General features: G+C 72.6%; 14 protein-coding genes and 1 pseudogene. 10 read left to right on the plus strand and 5 right to left on the minus strand.

Annotated features, from left to right (window positions below):
- Positions 1–38: 38 nt before the first annotated feature.
- From HLH27_RS01580 to HLH27_RS01620, 9 genes and pseudogenes are all read left to right on the plus strand, one after another.
- A complete protein-coding gene (locus HLH27_RS01580; RefSeq protein WP_182947327.1) occupies positions 39–1,508 on the plus strand; it encodes a leucyl aminopeptidase in 1,470 nt (489 codons plus the stop codon).
- A gap of 19 nt (positions 1,509–1,527) precedes the next feature.
- Positions 1,528–1,977, plus strand: a complete 450-nt coding sequence (locus HLH27_RS01585; protein ID WP_182947328.1) for a DNA polymerase III subunit chi — start codon at positions 1,528–1,530, stop codon at positions 1,975–1,977.
- 49 nt (positions 1,978–2,026) lie between these two features.
- Positions 2,027–2,881 carry an aldo/keto reductase gene (locus HLH27_RS01590; RefSeq protein WP_182947504.1) on the plus strand — a complete coding sequence of 285 codons (855 nt, stop codon included), beginning with the start codon at positions 2,027–2,029 and terminating at the stop codon, positions 2,879–2,881.
- 70 nt (positions 2,882–2,951) lie between these two features.
- Positions 2,952–4,709 carry a hypothetical protein gene (locus tag HLH27_RS01595; RefSeq protein ID WP_182947329.1) on the plus strand — a complete coding sequence of 586 codons (1,758 nt, stop codon included), beginning with the start codon at positions 2,952–2,954 and terminating at the stop codon, positions 4,707–4,709.
- The gene (locus tag HLH27_RS01600; protein ID WP_182947330.1) at positions 4,706–5,662 is read left to right on the plus strand and encodes a hypothetical protein; all 957 of its coding nucleotides are present in this window, start codon (positions 4,706–4,708) and stop codon (positions 5,660–5,662) included. The genes HLH27_RS01595 and HLH27_RS01600 overlap by 4 nt, the downstream gene beginning before the upstream one ends.
- On the plus strand, positions 5,659–6,216 hold the full coding sequence (locus tag HLH27_RS01605; RefSeq protein ID WP_182947331.1) for a hypothetical protein: 558 nt from the start codon (positions 5,659–5,661) through the stop codon (positions 6,214–6,216). Before HLH27_RS01600 ends, HLH27_RS01605 begins: the two co-directional genes overlap by 4 nt.
- Before the next feature lie 2 nt (positions 6,217–6,218).
- Positions 6,219–7,364 carry a hypothetical protein gene (locus HLH27_RS01610; protein ID WP_246375303.1) on the plus strand — a complete coding sequence of 382 codons (1,146 nt, stop codon included), beginning with the start codon at positions 6,219–6,221 and terminating at the stop codon, positions 7,362–7,364.
- Positions 7,361–8,872, plus strand: a complete 1,512-nt coding sequence (locus HLH27_RS01615; RefSeq protein WP_246375305.1) for an NADH-quinone oxidoreductase subunit D-related protein — start codon at positions 7,361–7,363, stop codon at positions 8,870–8,872. Before HLH27_RS01610 ends, HLH27_RS01615 begins: the two co-directional genes overlap by 4 nt.
- A gap of 14 nt (positions 8,873–8,886) precedes the next feature.
- Positions 8,887–9,327, plus strand: a pseudogene (locus tag HLH27_RS01620) (NADH-quinone oxidoreductase subunit B family protein); the annotation flags it as partial.
- Here the strand turns inward: HLH27_RS01620 and HLH27_RS01625 are convergent.
- The 3 genes from HLH27_RS01625 to HLH27_RS01635 all read right to left on the minus strand — a co-directional run bounded on the left by HLH27_RS01625 (position 9,219) and on the right by HLH27_RS01635 (position 11,676).
- Entirely contained in the window at positions 9,219–10,193 is a 975-nt protein-coding gene (locus tag HLH27_RS01625) for a CDP-alcohol phosphatidyltransferase family protein (protein WP_246375307.1), read from the minus strand. The pseudogene HLH27_RS01620 and the gene HLH27_RS01625 overlap by 109 nt on opposite strands.
- A 5-nt stretch (positions 10,194–10,198) precedes the next feature.
- On the minus strand, positions 10,199–10,876 hold the full coding sequence (locus HLH27_RS01630; RefSeq protein WP_182947333.1) for a phosphatidylserine decarboxylase: 678 nt from the start codon (positions 10,874–10,876) through the stop codon (positions 10,199–10,201).
- A gap of 74 nt (positions 10,877–10,950) precedes the next feature.
- A complete protein-coding gene (locus tag HLH27_RS01635; protein ID WP_182947507.1) occupies positions 10,951–11,676 on the minus strand; it encodes a methyltransferase domain-containing protein in 726 nt (241 codons plus the stop codon).
- A 72-nt stretch (positions 11,677–11,748) separates the two neighbouring features.
- Between HLH27_RS01635 and gloB the strand changes: the two genes are divergently transcribed.
- Positions 11,749–12,477: a hydroxyacylglutathione hydrolase gene (gene gloB / locus HLH27_RS01640; RefSeq protein ID WP_182947334.1), complete on the plus strand. Its 729-nt coding sequence runs from the start codon at positions 11,749–11,751 to the stop codon at positions 12,475–12,477.
- A gap of 36 nt (positions 12,478–12,513) precedes the next feature.
- Here the strand turns inward: gloB and HLH27_RS01645 are convergent, their stop codons facing one another.
- Complete coding sequence (locus HLH27_RS01645) at positions 12,514–13,269, minus strand: GolD/DthD family dehydrogenase (protein WP_182947335.1); 756 nt, start codon at positions 13,267–13,269, stop codon at positions 12,514–12,516.
- A gap of 58 nt (positions 13,270–13,327) precedes the next feature.
- Positions 13,328–14,704, minus strand: coding sequence for an MFS transporter (locus HLH27_RS01650; RefSeq protein ID WP_182947336.1), 1,377 nt, complete (start codon positions 14,702–14,704; stop codon positions 13,328–13,330).
- Positions 14,705–14,777: the final 73 nt, after the last annotated feature.

Genomic DNA, 14,777 nt, shown 5'->3' on the forward strand with positions numbered 1-14,777 from the left:
CGACCCTGTCCGACCGATCGTTGCGGAGTATCAGCGCCATGTTGCAGACCGGCTTTTCCGATGCCGCCCTTCCCGTCGATGGTGTCCTGGCCATCCTGGTGCCCGAGGATGGGCCGCGCCCGGCTTCGTACCTCGCTGCCGACCGGGCGACCGGCGGGGCGCTGGAGCGCGCGGTGGGCGCCGCGTCGTTCACGTTCAGCGCCGGCCGGACCTGCATGCTGCTGGCGCCGGGGGGCGGATTCGACCGTATCCTGCTGGTCGGGCTGGGCAAGGCGGCCGAGATCGGCGCCAGTGCCGTCGAGAATGCGGCGGGTGCCGCCGTCACGGCGCTGGGCAAGCTGACGGGCGCGGCGCGGATCGCGGCCGATGGCGTGGAGCCCGCGCTGGTGGCCCATGTCGCGCAGGGGGCGACGCTGGCGGCCTTTCGCTTCGACAGCTACCACACCCGGCTGCCCGAGGATGCGCGCTGGCGCCTGACCGAGGTCACGATCCTGACCCCGGACGCCGCCGGGGCCGAGGCGGCGTGGGTGGATCTTTCCGCCGTGGCGCGGGGTGTCTGCCTGGCCCGCGACCTGGTGAGCGAGCCCGCGAACGTGCTGCGGCCGCCCGAATTCGCGACCCGGATCGAGGCGCTGCGCGAGCTGGGGGTGGAGGTCGAGATCCTGGACCGGGATGCGATGGCCGAACTGGGCTTCGGCGCGCTGCTGGGGGTCGCGCAGGCCAGCGACGCGCCGCCGCGCACGGTGCTGATGCGCTGGAACGGGGCCGGGGACGATTCGGCGCCGCTGGCCTTTGTCGGCAAGGGCGTGACCTTCGATTCCGGCGGGATCTCGATCAAGCCGGCGGGCGGCATGGAGGAGATGAAGACCGACATGGCCGGCGCCGCCGCGGTGGTGGGGCTGATCGCGGCGCTGGCCGGGCGCAAGGCGAAGGTCAATGTCGTCGGTGCGGTCGGGCTGGTGGAGAACATGCTGGCCGGCAATGCCCAGCGCCCCGGCGACGTGGTGCGGACCTATTCGGGCCAGACGGTCGAGGTGATCAATACCGATGCCGAGGGGCGGCTCGTGCTCGCCGACGTGCTGTGGTACGTGCAGGAGCGCTTCAAGCCGCGCCTGATGGTCGACCTGGCCACGCTGACCGGGGCGATCGTCGTCGGGCTGGGGCATGAATATGCCGGCCTGTTCTCGAACGACGACGCGTTGGCCGGGCGGCTGGCGGCGGCGGGCGAGGAGACGGGCGAGCTGCTGTGGCGCATGCCCTTGTCCGATGCCTATCGCGAGGCCCTGCGCTCCGACATCGCGGATTTCAAGAATGTCGGGGGCCGGCCGGGCGGGTCGATCACGGCGGCGAAGTTCCTGGAGCATTTCGTCAACCAGGTGCCGTGGGCGCATCTGGACATCGCGGGAACGGCCTGGGCCCGGAAGACCGTGAACTGCACGCCCAAGGGGGCGACGGGTTTCGGCGTGCGCCTGCTGGAGCGCTTCGTGCGGGAAAATCACGAGGGCTGATTCGGGGTCGCGGCGCGCCATGGCGGAGATCGGATTCTATCACCTGACGCGGACGGGCGTGGAGCAGGCGCTGCCGGCCCTGCTGGGCCGGACGCTGGAGGCCGGGCGGCGTGCCGTGCTGCGCTGTGGCGACGCGCAGCGGGTGAAGGCGGTGGACGAGGCGCTGTGGCGCGCCACCGATCCGGTCTGGCTGCCGCATGGCAGCGCGGCGATGGGGCATGGGCCGTTGCAGCCCATCTGGCTGACGGCGGGAGAGGACGTGCCGAACGGGGCGACCTACCTGTTCCTGATCGATGGGGTGAACTGCCCCGACGCCGGTGCGTTCGAGCGGGTGTTCGACCTGTTCGACGGGGGAGACCCGGAGGCCGTGGAAGCGGCCCGCCGGCGGTGGACCAGTGCCCGGGAGGCCGGGCACGCGCTTGTCTACTGGCGGCAGCAGGCGAAGGGATGGACCCGGGGGGGACGCTAGGGCCGGCCCCGGGCGCTTGCGAGGAGAACCACGCGGCATGATCGATGGCATGATCGATTCCGTCACGTTTCCGGACGGCACGCGCCTGCCGGCGCTGGGCATGGGGACTTGGGCGCTGGGCGACAGTGCCGAGCGCCGGGCGCAGGAGATCGCGAGCCTGCGGCTGGGCCTGGACCTGGGATTGCGGGTGGTCGACACCGCCGAGATGTATGGGGCCGGGCGGTCGGAAAAGCTGGTGGGCGAGGCGATCGCGGGCCGGCGGGACGAGGTCTTTCTCGTCACCAAGGTTCTGCCGTCCAATGCCTCGCGCGCCGGGGTGGCGAGCAGTTGCCGGGCATCGCTGAAGCGGCTGGGGACCGACCGGATCGACCTGTACCTGTTGCACTGGCGGGGGGCGGTGCCGCTGGAGGAGACGATCGGGGCCTTCGAGCTGCTGAAGCGGGAGGGGCTGATCGGCGCGTGGGGGGTGTCGAATTTCGATGTCGGGGATCTGGACGATCTGGCGCGCGTCGCCTCGCCCGGGCCCTGTGCGGCGAACCAGGTCCTCTACAGCCTCGATTATCGGGGGGTGGAGTTCGACCTGCTGGAGGCGGACCGGCGCCGGTCCATCGTGACCATGGCCTATTCGCCGCTGGGGCAGGGCGGCGACCTGCTGCACCAGCCGGTGCTGGGGCGGATCGCGGCGCGGCACGAGACCAGCCTGGGGCCGGCGACCCCGGCGCAGGTGGCGCTGGCCTGGGTGCTGCGGCAGCCGGGCATGCTGGCGATCCCCAAGGCGGGGAGCGTGCAGCATCAGCGCGAGAACGTGGCGGCGACCGAACTGGTGCTGACGCCGGAGGATCTGGAGGCGATCGACCGGTCGATCCCGCCGCCGCGCCGCAAGGTGCCTCTCGCCATGATCTGAGCGGCGTGGTTTGATGGGGGCTCGATCGGACCCGTGATTCGGGGATGGGGCCATCCTGCCGCTGATTCTCATGCTTGTGTTGTCGGTGCTGCTGCTGGACGGCCTGATGCCCCGGTTCGCGGCGCCCCAGGTGGCCCGGGCGGGGTGGGGGCTGGCCCTTGCGCTGGCCCTGGCGATGGCCTGCCTGCCTGCGGCGGCGGGTTCCCTGGCCGGCCCGGCTGCCCTGTTGCGTGTCGATGCGCTTTCGCTGCCCTTCGTGCTGATCCTGTCGGTGGCCGGCCTGGCCTCGGGCGCGCGGACGCCGGTGCTGGCCGGTGCGGCGCTGACCGTTGGTACCGGCAATCCTGTCCTGTTCTGTATCGGTGCGGCGGCCCTGCTGCCCCTGTTGCGCGCGCGTGCGGTCGTGCCGCGCGCGATGGTGGGGTGGGAGAGTGTCGGGGTGGCGGTGGCGACGGCTCTGCTGTCGGGCCCGCGGGACTGGCGGCTGGTCGTGTTGCCGGTTCCGGCGCTGGTGGCGGCTGCCGCATTGATGGGGCTGTCGGTGCGGCCGCTTGCCGGCGCGCGGCATGGCGCGCCCGTGGGGGTTGCGCATCTGGCCGGGTGGGTAGCGGGGCTCTGCCTGGCCCTGCGGATGCTGGTCGACTGGCCCCGGGTGCCCGTGGCGGCGCTGTGGGGTGGTGGGCTGGTCGTTGTGGGGCTGGTGCTGGCCCTGGCGGGATGCGGGCGGGCGCTGAACGCGCGCGATGCCGGGCGTGTGGCAGCCGGCATGCTGGGAGGCTGGGGTGGTCTGGCGCTGCTGCTGGTGGGGCTGGTGGTGACGGGGCGGGCGGATGATCTGCCGCTGCTGGCGCTGGGAGCGTTTCGTGCCCTGATGCTTCTGGCGGGTGGGGTCGGGATGGCGTTTCTGGCCGCGATCCTGATCCTGGCGGAGATTGCCGAAGCCGCGGGCTCGCTGCGGCTGACGCGGGCCGGCGGGCTGGCGGCGCTGATGCCGAAAGCGTCGTGCCTGCTGGTCATGGCGCTGGCCGGGGCCTGTGCGCTGCCGCCCTCCGGCGGGTTTGCGGTCACTTGGCTGCTGGTCCAGTCGCTGCTGGCGCTGCCGCGTGCCGAGGGGCTGGTGGGGGCGATGCCGTTGCTGGCGGCACTGGCCGGGGTGGGGCTGGTGTGCGGGCTGTTGATCCTCGCGGCGGTGCGCCTGCTGTCCGGCCTGGTGCTGGGGCGGCCGCGTACGCCGCGCGCGGCCGGGGCGACCGACCCGGTGGCGGGGCGGCTGGCGGTGCCGGCGGCGTGCCTGGGTGGGTCCATGGTCATGGTGCTGGTGCCCGGCCTGTGGCTGTGGCTGACGCGGGGTGCGGGATGGGATGCCGCCGGCCTGCGGGGTGCGATTCCGCTGGGTGCGCGTCCGGACTGGCTGGCCTTGGCGGCGCCGGGGGGCGGCGGGGCGGTGTATCCGGTCGGTATCGCCGTGCTGCTGGCGCTGGCGGGGGGGCTGGTGCTGGCACTCTCGCGCCTGGCCGGCACCGTGCCGTCGCGCCCGGTAGCGGCCTGGACCGAGGGGGCGCCGCCGTCGCCGCCCTGGATGCCGTTCGGCGAGCCGGCGGCGCAGGTCGGGCCGGCGCAGTTGACCGGGGCGCTGGGCTGGAGCGTGGCGGGGGCGCGGCCTGCCCGGCATGGCGTGCGGCGCGTGGCGCGGCGGACGCGGGTGGTGGCCCGCCGGGTTTTGACGGGGGCGGAGGCAGGGGTGGGCTGGGTGTCGCGCCATGCCATGGGGCTGGTGCTGCTGTGGCTGGCCGTGGCGGCGCTGGTCCGGATGTGGGGCCGTTCGTGATGGTGTCGTGGGCGATGGTCTCGGCGGCGGTGGCGGGGTGCGTGCTGCTGCTGGTGCATCTTGTGCTGATGGTGGCCTGTGCGCCCCTTGCGCGGGGGCTGCTGGCGGCGGGGATGGCGCGGGCGGGGGGTGCGGAGCGGGTGCCGGTGCTGGGGCGGTGGCGGTTGATCCTGTCCTGCGCGCGCCGGCATGGGGTGCGGGCCGCCGGCGGGGCCGAGATCGTGCCCGGGGCGGCGCTGGCGGTCGCGCTGGCGGCCTGCGTGCTGGTGCCGTCCTTCGCGCTCGGCCTGCCGGGGGGTGGGCTTTCGGATTTGCTGACGGTTTCGGGCCTGCTGGTGCTGGCGCGCCTGCTGCCGCTGCTGGCGGCGCTGGAGCCGGGCGGGGCGCGGGCCGGGCTGGCGGCGGCGGGGGACGTGACGGCGCTGGCGGCGATGCAGGCGGTCTTTCCGCTGGCGGTGGCGGCGGCGGTGATGGCGAGCGGGCATGGCGGGATCGATGCCCTGCTGGTGCGCCTGCGCGACCCGGATATGGGGGGCGGGCGGGTGTCGGCGATGCTGCTGGCCCTTGCCCTGCTGCTGGCCGGGCCGGATGTGGGGCCGGGGGATGACGTGCGCGCGGCGGACATGATGGTCGATCTGGGCGGGCGCGGCCGGGCCGCGATGGAACTGGCGCGGGACCTGGTGCTGATGGGCTGGATCACGCTGGCGGGCGACCTGGCTTGGCCCGGTGGGCTGGCGGTGCCGCAGGCCGATGCCCTGTTGCCGCCCGCGATCTCGCTGCCGGGCGCCGTGGCGGCGTGGCTGGCGCGGACGGGGGTGATCTGTGCCGGGATCGTCGCGGCGCGGGTGGTGGTGATGGGCTCGGCGCGCGGGACGCGGGGACGGCTGGTGCTGGCGCTGCTGTTTGCGACGCTGGCGGTCGTGGTGCTGTTCGCGGATCAGGAGGTGGCATGATGGCCTCGCCGCTGCCCGGGCTGCTGATTGCGGCGTCTGTCGTGTTGTCGGGCCTGCGGGGGGCGTTGCCCTGGCAGGCCGGGCTGGTGGTGCTGACGCTGCTGGCGGCGGCACTGGACGGTGGCGCGCTGGTGCGCCCCTGTCTGGCTTCCCTGTTCGTGGTGGCGGGGACGGTGCCGCTGGTCTGGGGGCTGGGGCGGCTGGAGGACCGGCCGCCGGTGCCGGGGGAGCGGATATCGGGGGTGGGTGGCGGATTGATGCTGACGATCCTGGCCGTGCTGGCGGTGCCGCGCGGCCTGGTCGATGCCGTGGCGCGGCCGGACCTGATTGCGGCGCTGGTGGCCATTCTGTGCGGTGTGCTGGCGGCCGCCGTCCGGCGGTCCGTCGTGGGGCAATGCGCGGGGCTGGCGGCGGCGGTGAATGGATTGATGCTGCTGGCCGGCCTGGCCGGGCGGGATGCGGTGCTGGCGGGCGCCATTGCCTTGCAGGTGGCGCTGCTGCTGGTGGCCTTTGTATGCCTGCGGCGCATTGCCTGGGGGCGGGAGGCGACGTGAGCATGGCTGTCGTTTCGTCGCCGCTGCTCTCGCTGCCGGTGCTGATGCCGCTGGCCCTGTGCTGGCCGTTTCTGTCGATGGGCGTGCTGGCCGCGTGTTCGCCGGCCTCGGCGCGGGCGGCGGCGACAGGCCTTTCGGGGATCGGGCTGGTGCTGGCCGTGCTGGCGGTGGCGTCGCGCAGCGTGTGGCCGGCGACGCCGTTTGCCGTGCCGCCCGGTCCGCTGGGGCTTCTGCTGCCGCTGCCGCTGGTGGCGCTGTTTCTGTCCAGCCTGGCGGCCGATGCGGCACCGGCGCGGCAGGGCGCGCGCGTGCTGACCCATGGGCTGGCCGGTGGCGCGGTCGTCGCGACCGCCTGCGCCGATCCGCTGTCGGGCGCCGTCGCGGTCGGAGGCGTGGCGATGCTGGTGGCGCTGGCGACCGCCGTGACGCGCGGGGCGGCGCGGGCGGGGTGGGACCTGTTTCGCCTGAGCCTGTCGGGCATCCTGCTGGCGGTGCCCGGTGCGGCGCTGCTGGCGGCATCGGACGCGGCGGGGCGGCTGGAGGGGCTGGGTGGCCTGTTGCTGACGGTCGGGCTGGGGACCGTGGCCGGGCTGGGGCCGGCGGCCCCGGTCGTGCTGGCGGCCGGCGAGGCGGCGGCGCCCATGGCCCTGGCGCCGGTCATGACGGCGATTCCGGTGCTGCGTCATCTGGCGGAGGGGCCTGACCCGATGGGGGTGATGGCGCTGGGGCTGGTGACGCTGTGGCTGATGGCGCTGTCGATCCGCGTGGCCCCCGAGGCGCGGCGTGGCCGCCTGTCGGTGGGGCTGGCGATCGGGCTGGCCGCGGTGGCGGCCGGGGCTGGCGGCGGGGCCGGGCAGGCTGGGCTGGTGGCGCTGCTGCTGTCGGTCGCGCTGCTGGGGCCTCTGGCGCGGGAGGGAGCGGTGGTGGCCCTGGTGCATGCGCCGCTGCTGCCGTTCGGGGGGCTGGTGCTGACGCTGGTTGCCCTGTGCGAGACGGCGCCGCTGCTGGTGCTGCCCGTCGCGGTCGGGGTTGCGGTCGGCAGCCCGCTGCCGGTGAAGGGTGTGTTCGGGACCGGCTGGCTGGGGCGGGGGGTAGCCGCGCTGTTGCTGGCTGGTCTTGTGATGCTGGTGCTGCGGGGGTGGCGATGATGATCCGGGCCGAACCCGATGCGGCGCCGCGCACCGCCGCCGCGCTGATCCGGCGGGGGGAGGCCGAGGCGGGGGCATGGCGCTTTCGGCTGGATGAGGAAGGCTGGCACGAACTGGCGGGGGCGCTGGGGCACGATCCGCTGCCGTTCGCGACCCTGTGGGCCGATGGGCGGGATGTGCATGCGCTGTTTCTGGATGGCGGGGAGCGGCCGCTGGTGGCGAGTGTCGAACCGTATGGCGGCCGCTATCTGGGCCTGTCCCCCGTGCGGCCGGCGGCGGGGCCGTTCGAGCGCTGCGTGCAGGATCTGTGGGGATGGTCGGCGATGGATGCGCGGGATTCGCGCCCGTGGCTGGACCAGGGGCTGTGGACGGCGACCTGGCCGCTGAGCGCGCGGCCGGGCCCCGCCGCGTGGCCGCCCGATCCGCCGGATTTTCGGCGGGTGCCGGCGGACCACATGATCCGGGGGAGCGGGCCGGCCGATGGCGGCCACCGCACGCCGGCCCATCTGCGCCTGGCGCTGGATGGGCTGGGCATGGTCGGGCAGGCCGAGTGGCGGCTGGGCTATGCGCATCGGGGGATCGTGGCGCGGCTGGTGGGGCTGGAGGCGGAAGGTGCCGTGCGTCTGGCCGGGCGGGCAGCGGCCGGGGCGTCGGTCGCGCATCAATCGGCGCTGTGCCGGGCGATCGAGGATGCGACGGGGCAGGCCGCCGATGCAGGGACCGTGCGGACGCGCGTATTGCTGGCGGAAATCGAGCGGGCGGCGACGCATCTGCATGATGTGTCGCGCGTGGCGCGGGCGGCCGGGGGGACGGCGCTGGCGGCGGAATGCGAGCGGCTGCGCGAGGCGATCCTGGAGCCGTGCGGCCGGATCGGCGGCCATCGGCTGCTGATGGACCGGGTGAGCCCCGGCGGGGCGGGGGACCCGGCGATGGATGACGCGGCGGCGGCCCTCGGCGCCCGGGTGGCGGAGTTGCTGGAGGCTGGGCGGGACGGGCTGGTGCGCTGCCGGGCCTGGCCGGGGCTGGAGGCGCGCATTGCCGGCATCGGCGTGCTGGGGCAGTCGGCGGCACGGACGCTGGGGGTGGGCGGCGTTGCCGGCCGGGCGTCGGCGCGGGAGGAGGATCTGCGGCGGCTGGTGCCGGGCTATCGGCGCGAGTGGCTGGATAGCGGCGTGCGGCGCGGGGGCGACGTGGCGGCGCGCATCGATCTGCGGCTGGCGGAACTGGGCGGCGTTGCGCGGCTGCTGCGGGCCGCCCTGGACAGTGCGCCGGTCGTTGGGCGGGTGGCGCCTGGTGCCGGCGAGGGTGTGGGGTTTGCCGAGGGGCCGCGCGGGGCGGTGTGGTATTGGGTACGCATGGCCGGGGACCGGGTTGTGGCGGCGCATGCCTGCGACCCGGCGCTGGCCCAGGCCTGTGCTCTGGAGCATGTGCTGGCGGGGGCGCGGGCCGAGGATGTGGAGATGATCGTGCGCTCGTTCGGCCTGTCGGCCGCCGGGGCGGATCTTTAGGCGGGGGACGAGGCTTGGCGCTGCTGCGGGCGATTCTGACGCGGGGATTCCGGCCCGCCATCCGTCTGCCTTCCGTGGGGCCGATGGCAGTGTTTCACGTGGATACAGGGGGATGCGAGGGCTGCGCGATGGAGGTCGCGGCGCTGGATGGCGCGGCCTATGCGCTGTCGGCGACGGGGCTGCGCTTCGTGACCACGCCGCGCCTGGCCGACGTGCTGCTGGTGACCGGGCCGCTGACCCGCGCCATGGCCCCGGTGCTGGAGACGGCATGGCATGCCATGCCCGACCCCAGGGCGCTGGTCGCCGTGGGGGCCTGCGCGATCGATGGCGGGCCGTTCGGGGAAAATTATGCGGTTCTGGGCGGGCTTGAGGGGCGGGCGCCGCTGGATGCGTCGATCCCCGGCTGCCCGCCTTCGCCGGCGTCCATCGTGGCCGGGCTGGCGGGGCTGCTGGGGGTGTCGGGATTGTCTTCCTCGGCCTGAAGGGCCAGGGCCTCCTGCTTCAGGCGGTGGAAGCTGCGGCGGCTGAGGGGGAGCAGGGCGATGTAGATCACGCCGGCGGCGGCGAGCGCGCCCCACGGATCGGCGACCAGTACGGCGGCGTAGGCGCCGGTGCCCAGCATCAGCGGCAGCACATAGGCCGACGGGACCTTGAAATTCTTGAACGACCAGACGGGCAGCGTGCACACCAGAAGGAACGCGGTGCCGCTGAGCGTCAGCGCCGGCAGGATGGGCAGGCGCGTGAGGTCGTAGAGCTGGTTCCAGCCCAGCTTGTGCGCCTCCAGCCCCAGGAACAGCGGAAACAGCGCCAGCCCGGCGCCGGCGGGTGCCGGGACGCCGGTGAAGAAATTGCTGGCGTATTTGGGCTTGTCGGTATCGTCCAGGCTGGCGTTGAAGCGCGCCAGGCGCAGCGCCATGCACACCGTGAACATGATGCAGGGCAGGTAGCCGTAGCGCCCGGCATCGCGCAGGGCCCACAGATACAGGACGAAGCCCGGCGCCACGCCGAAGCACAGGAAATCGGACAGGCTGTCGAATTCCGCGCCGAAGCGGCTGGTGCCGCGCAGCAGGCGGGCGATCCGGCCGTCCAGCCCGTCGATGCACGCGGCGATCAGCAGCGCCACCGCCGCGTCGCCGAACCGGCCGTCGAGCGCGAAGCGCATGCCCGTCAGCCCCGCGCACAGGCCCAGCATCGTCATGATGTTGGGGATCAGCCGGTTGAAGGACGGACCGCGGACGCGGGGCCGTCGCCTGCGGATCAGCCGGCGGCGGCGACGGGGCGGGACGGGAGTGGAGGCCGGGGGGATGTCGGGCAGCGCCATCGGGATCAGAGACGCGCCATGACCGTTTCGCCGCCAATCATGGTCTGCCCGGCCGTGACGAGCGGTTCCACGCCCGGCGGCAGGTACAGGTCGGTGCGCGACCCGAAGCGGATGAGGCCGAAACGCTCGCCGGCCTCGTAGGTCATGCCTTCCTCGGCGTCGCACAGGATGCGGCGGGCGATCAGGCCCGCGATCTGGACCACCGCGAGGTTGCGCCCGTCTTCCAGCGTCAGGCGCAGGGCGTTGCGCTCGTTCAGGTCGGACGCCTTGTCGAGGCTGGCGTTGAGGAACTGGCCGGGATGGTAGGCGACGCGGGTGACGGTTCCGGCGGCGGGCATGCGGTTGACGTGCACGTCCAGCACCGAGAGGAAGGTGGCGATGCGCCACACGGGGGCGTCGCCCATGTCCAGCGACGCCGGGGGGGCGATCTTTTCCACCGACACCACGCGGCCGTCGGCGGGGGCGACCGCCAGGTGCGGGTCGGCCGGCGGCACGCGCTGGGGGTCGCGGAAGAAATAGAGGCAGAAGCCGAAGAACAGCCCCGCCGCGTGGCTGACCCAGCGGGCCGGGCGCCAGGGCAGGAGCCGGGCCGCCAGGGCGGTGGCACCCGACGCCAGAAGAAAGGGACGGGCGGCCGGATGCGGCCGCGCGAGGACGAGCTTGATGGACTGGATCAGGGACATGGACCGAGCTTCATGGAGTTTGCGGGGGATGGGGTCAAGCGTTGCGGCCAGTGTGGCATGGATCGGGGAGCCGGTCAGCCGGGTTCGTAGATCCGTCGCGGCGCGCGGATCAGGGCCGGCGCGGTGGCCGCCGGGACGCCGGAATAGACGTCCTTGACCGCCTCGATGACGAAGACGCCGCCCAGCTGGGGCAGCAGCATGTGGCCGGCATTTTCGGCCAGCGTGCCGGCGCGCCGGTAGCCGGCGCCCGGCGGCGGCATGAACAGCGCGCCGTCGTGGCGTTCGGCGCAGAGGAGGGCCTGCGACAGGCGGCGCGCGATCTGGCGGGCGGAAAAGGGTTCGCCCTGGCCGAAGGGCGTGCCGTCGGAATGGGCCCACCAGCCGGCGCGGTTGGGGACCACCAGCAGCAGGCGGCCGTGATCCTTCATGACCTTCCACACCGAGCGGATCAGCGCGTCGGGCCGGTCGGTGATTTCCAGCGCGTGGACCAGCAGCACGCGGTCGAAGGACAAGTCGGGGAAGGGCAGGCGGTCTTCGGCCACCACGCAGTCGCGCACGCCCTCGGGCGCCGTGGCGGGTGCTTCACGCGTGACGGGCGTGTTCATGCGGGCCGAGATACAGGGCGTGCCGTCGGGCTGGGCCCAGAGCGGCAGGAAGGGCTGGGTGTAGCCCAGGCCCAGGATCCGGTCGTTGCCGGTGCGGGGCCAGAAGGCCTGCATGCGATGCCGCAGCAGCCGGGCGGTGTTCTCGCCCGCGCGGGTGGCATAGAAACGGGCCGCGGTGCAGATATCGTCTTGCATCACGCCGGATTAGCACAAACTGTTGGACGATGCCGGGGCGCCCTGGCGCCGCGTACGAGACGGAGACAGATCATGGTGCTTGCCATTCGCCCGGTCCCGATCCTGGCCGACAATTACGCCTGGCTGCTGCGCGACGAGGAAAGCGGTGCCACCGCGCTGGTCGACCCCGCCGAGGAGGCGCCCCTGGTCGCGGCGGTGGACGCGGCCGGCGGGCGGCTGGACCAGATTTTCCTGACGCATCATCATGCCGATCATGTGGCGGCGACCGATGCCCTGCGCAAGCGCTACGGGGCAATTGTGACCGGGGCGGCGGCCGATGCCTACCGCCTGCCGATGCTGGACCAGGCGGTGAATGACGGCGACGGGGTGACGCTGGGGGGGGCCATCGGCACCGTGATGGAGACGCCGGGCCATACGCGCGGGCACATCGCCTATTATTTTCCGCTGACGCCGGCGCTGTTCTGCGGCGACACGCTGTTCAGCCTGGGGTGCGGGCGGCTGTTCGAGGGCACGGCGGAGGAGATGTTCCATTCGCTGCGGCGGATCGCCGCCCTGCCGGATGCGACGCTGGTCTGCTGCGGGCATGAATATACCCAGTCCAACGCGCGCTTCGCGCAGGCGGTCGACCCCGGCAACGACGCGCTGCGCGAGCGTGTGGCCGAGATCGACCGCCTGCGGGCCGAGGGCCGGCCGACCGTGCCGGTGCGGCTGGGGGTGGAGAAACGGACCAACCCGTTTCTGCGCGCGCCCGACGTGGCGACGTTCGCGCGGCTGCGGCGGGAGAAGGACGGGTTCCGGTAAGAGGGGGCTGCAAGGCCACCCTCCCCGGCCGGCCTGTCAGCGGATCGTGTAGCCGCCGTCGACGACGAGGTTTTCGCCGTTGACCATCGCGGCGGCGTCGCTGACGAGGTAGGTGACGGCGCAGGCGATTTCATCGGGTTGGGCGAAGCGGCCGGTGGGGACCTGGGCGCGGAAGGCGTCGCCCACGGGGCCGGACCAGACCTGCTTGCCGAGTTCGGTCTCGACGACCGTGGGCGAGATGGCGTTGGTGGTGACGCCGCGCGGGCCCCATTCGAAGGCCAGGGTCTTTGTCAGGCCGATGATGCCGGCCTTGCTGGCGGTATAGGCCGCATGGCCTTCGAGCGCGACCAGGGCCGCCTGGGAGGCGATGTTGACGATCCGGCCATAGCCGTTGGCGCACATGAGCGGGCCGAGGGCGCGCGCGAAGAGGAACGGTGCGCGCAGGTTGATGGACAGCGTGGTGTCCCAGGCCTGGGTGCTGAGTTCGGCGGCCGGGGCGATCAGCGCGATTCCGGCATTGTTGACGAGGATGTCGATCTTTCCGGCGTGTGCCGTGGCCTCGGCGCAGGCCCGGGCGATCGCGGCTTCGTCGGTCACGTCGGCCTCGATGCCGACATGGCCGGTGCCGAGGCGGGATGCGGCGTCCCTGACGCCGGGGCTGCGGTCGACCAGGCAGAGGCGGGCGCCCTGTTCGGCCAGGCGTTGCGCGATGGCGAAGCCGATGCCCGAGGCGCCGCCCGTGACCAGGGCGGTGCGGCTGCACAGGGAGAACAGGTCGGAGAACGGTTTCATTCTGGATCGTCCTTGATGGATCTTGTCGATGGATCTTGCGCGTTTTCGATCGGACCGGTCACTCGGCGAGGCTGGCATGGGGCAGGGGGCGGACCGCCGGTGCCCGGGATCGTCTTGCGCGGTCGAGTTCGGCCTGGAGGTCGGGCTCCAGCGTCAGGAACCAGGTCAGGATGGCGCTGAGCACGTAGATCGCGGCGTAGACCACCATGACGCCGAAGATTCCGAACGAGGGCTCGACCAGGTAGACCACGGCCGGGCCGATCCAGACGCTGGCGCCGGCGCCGAGATTGAGCAGCGACATGGCGGCGGGTTTGTCGTCTGGCGCGAGATAGGGCATCAGCGCGGAGAGCGGGACATAGGCGGCCAGCGTCATGCCGTAGAGCGCGCCGGCGAACAGGGTGGGCATGATATGCTCCGGGCCGAACCAGGTCGGGCACCAGTAGAGCAGCATGGTGCTGACGGCCGAGCCGATGCCGCCGCCGATCATTACCGTGCCGCGCCAGCTCAGCCAGTCGCTGAGGATGCCGAACAGCAGGTTCCAGATCACGTTCGAGACGAAGATCGCCTGCAGGACCAGCAGCCACTGGCTGAGGCTGAAATGCAGGTCGTGCATGAAATAGATCGGCAGGCACACGAGGAATCCGAATTCGGCGGAGGTGTCGATGGCGCGGACGATGCAGCCGAGGCCGACTTTCGGCCGGGTCCAGGCAATGGAGAGCGAGGCGAGCAGGGTGCGCAGCGGGTGTTTTTCGGCGCCCGGCGCGTGCCGGTTGCCGTGGGCCTCGCGGATGCCGACCAGCGCCATTGCGCCGCCCAGCAGGACCAGCAGCAGGGCGCTCCACAGCGTGTAGATCGAGCCGATCCATGGAATGGCTGCCCGCGCGAACATCGAGCCGAGTGTGGGCATGCCGCCGGTGAAGCAGAACCAGAACCAGCCGACGGCGGAGCCGAGGCGGCGGGGATGGACCGACGTGACGACCCAGACCAGGAAGCCGAAGGCGAAGAGCGGATAGCCGAATCCCCTGATGCCGTAAAAAAGGATCATCAGCGGGTAGGAATGGGACGGTAGCGCGAAGGCCAGGAATCCGACCTGGAAGACGACCCAGATGGCCAGCCCCGTCATCATGACGCGGCGGGCGCCCCAGAGGTCGGACAAGGCACCGGACAGCCAGGCGGAGATGGCGGCGCTGAGCCCGTAGATGGTGAAGAGCAGGGCGACGTCATGTTCCGTCAGGCCTGTGCCGACGAGATAGGAGGAGAGATAGCCGCTTTCCACGCCGTCGCCGGACATGAAGATCAGCAGGCCGATGAAGCCCCATGCCAGCGACGGCGGCATGCCGATGCCGATGAGAAGTCGCCCGATCGCGGTGCGCGGGCGCTCCTCGGCGGGGATTTCGTCCTCGGGACGGACGGGATGTGTGATGGTTCCAGCCATTTTTCTTGCCCCGGTTCTATGGCCCGCATGCGTGGACGCATGGCGAGCCGTGAAGGCATTTTTTTTATTTATG

Origin of the sequence: Gluconacetobacter takamatsuzukensis, assembly GCF_014174275.1 — a bacterium.
Taxonomy (GTDB): Bacteria; Pseudomonadota; Alphaproteobacteria; order Acetobacterales; family Acetobacteraceae; genus Gluconacetobacter; species Gluconacetobacter takamatsuzukensis.

Coding starts and splice junctions, on each gene's coding strand:
- HLH27_RS01580 (WP_182947327.1), top strand. CDS start 39: ATGTTGCAGACCGGCTTTTCCGATGCCGCCCTTCCCGTCGATGGTGTC.
- HLH27_RS01585 (WP_182947328.1), top strand. CDS start 1,528: ATGGCGGAGATCGGATTCTATCACCTGACGCGGACGGGCGTGGAGCAG.
- HLH27_RS01590 (WP_182947504.1), top strand. CDS start 2,027: ATGATCGATTCCGTCACGTTTCCGGACGGCACGCGCCTGCCGGCGCTG.
- HLH27_RS01595 (WP_182947329.1), top strand. CDS start 2,952: ATGCTTGTGTTGTCGGTGCTGCTGCTGGACGGCCTGATGCCCCGGTTC.
- HLH27_RS01605 (WP_182947331.1), top strand. CDS start 5,659: ATGATGGCCTCGCCGCTGCCCGGGCTGCTGATTGCGGCGTCTGTCGTG.
- HLH27_RS01610 (WP_246375303.1), top strand. CDS start 6,219: ATGGCTGTCGTTTCGTCGCCGCTGCTCTCGCTGCCGGTGCTGATGCCG.
- HLH27_RS01615 (WP_246375305.1), top strand. CDS start 7,361: ATGATGATCCGGGCCGAACCCGATGCGGCGCCGCGCACCGCCGCCGCG.
- HLH27_RS01625 (WP_246375307.1), bottom strand. CDS start 10,193: ATGGCGCTGCCCGACATCCCCCCGGCCTCCACTCCCGTCCCGCCCCGT.
- HLH27_RS01630 (WP_182947333.1), bottom strand. CDS start 10,876: ATGTCCCTGATCCAGTCCATCAAGCTCGTCCTCGCGCGGCCGCATCCG.
- HLH27_RS01635 (WP_182947507.1), bottom strand. CDS start 11,676: ATGCAAGACGATATCTGCACCGCGGCCCGTTTCTATGCCACCCGCGCG.
- gloB (WP_182947334.1), top strand. CDS start 11,749: ATGGTGCTTGCCATTCGCCCGGTCCCGATCCTGGCCGACAATTACGCC.
- HLH27_RS01645 (WP_182947335.1), bottom strand. CDS start 13,269: ATGAAACCGTTCTCCGACCTGTTCTCCCTGTGCAGCCGCACCGCCCTG.
- HLH27_RS01650 (WP_182947336.1), bottom strand. CDS start 14,704: ATGGCTGGAACCATCACACATCCCGTCCGTCCCGAGGACGAAATCCCC.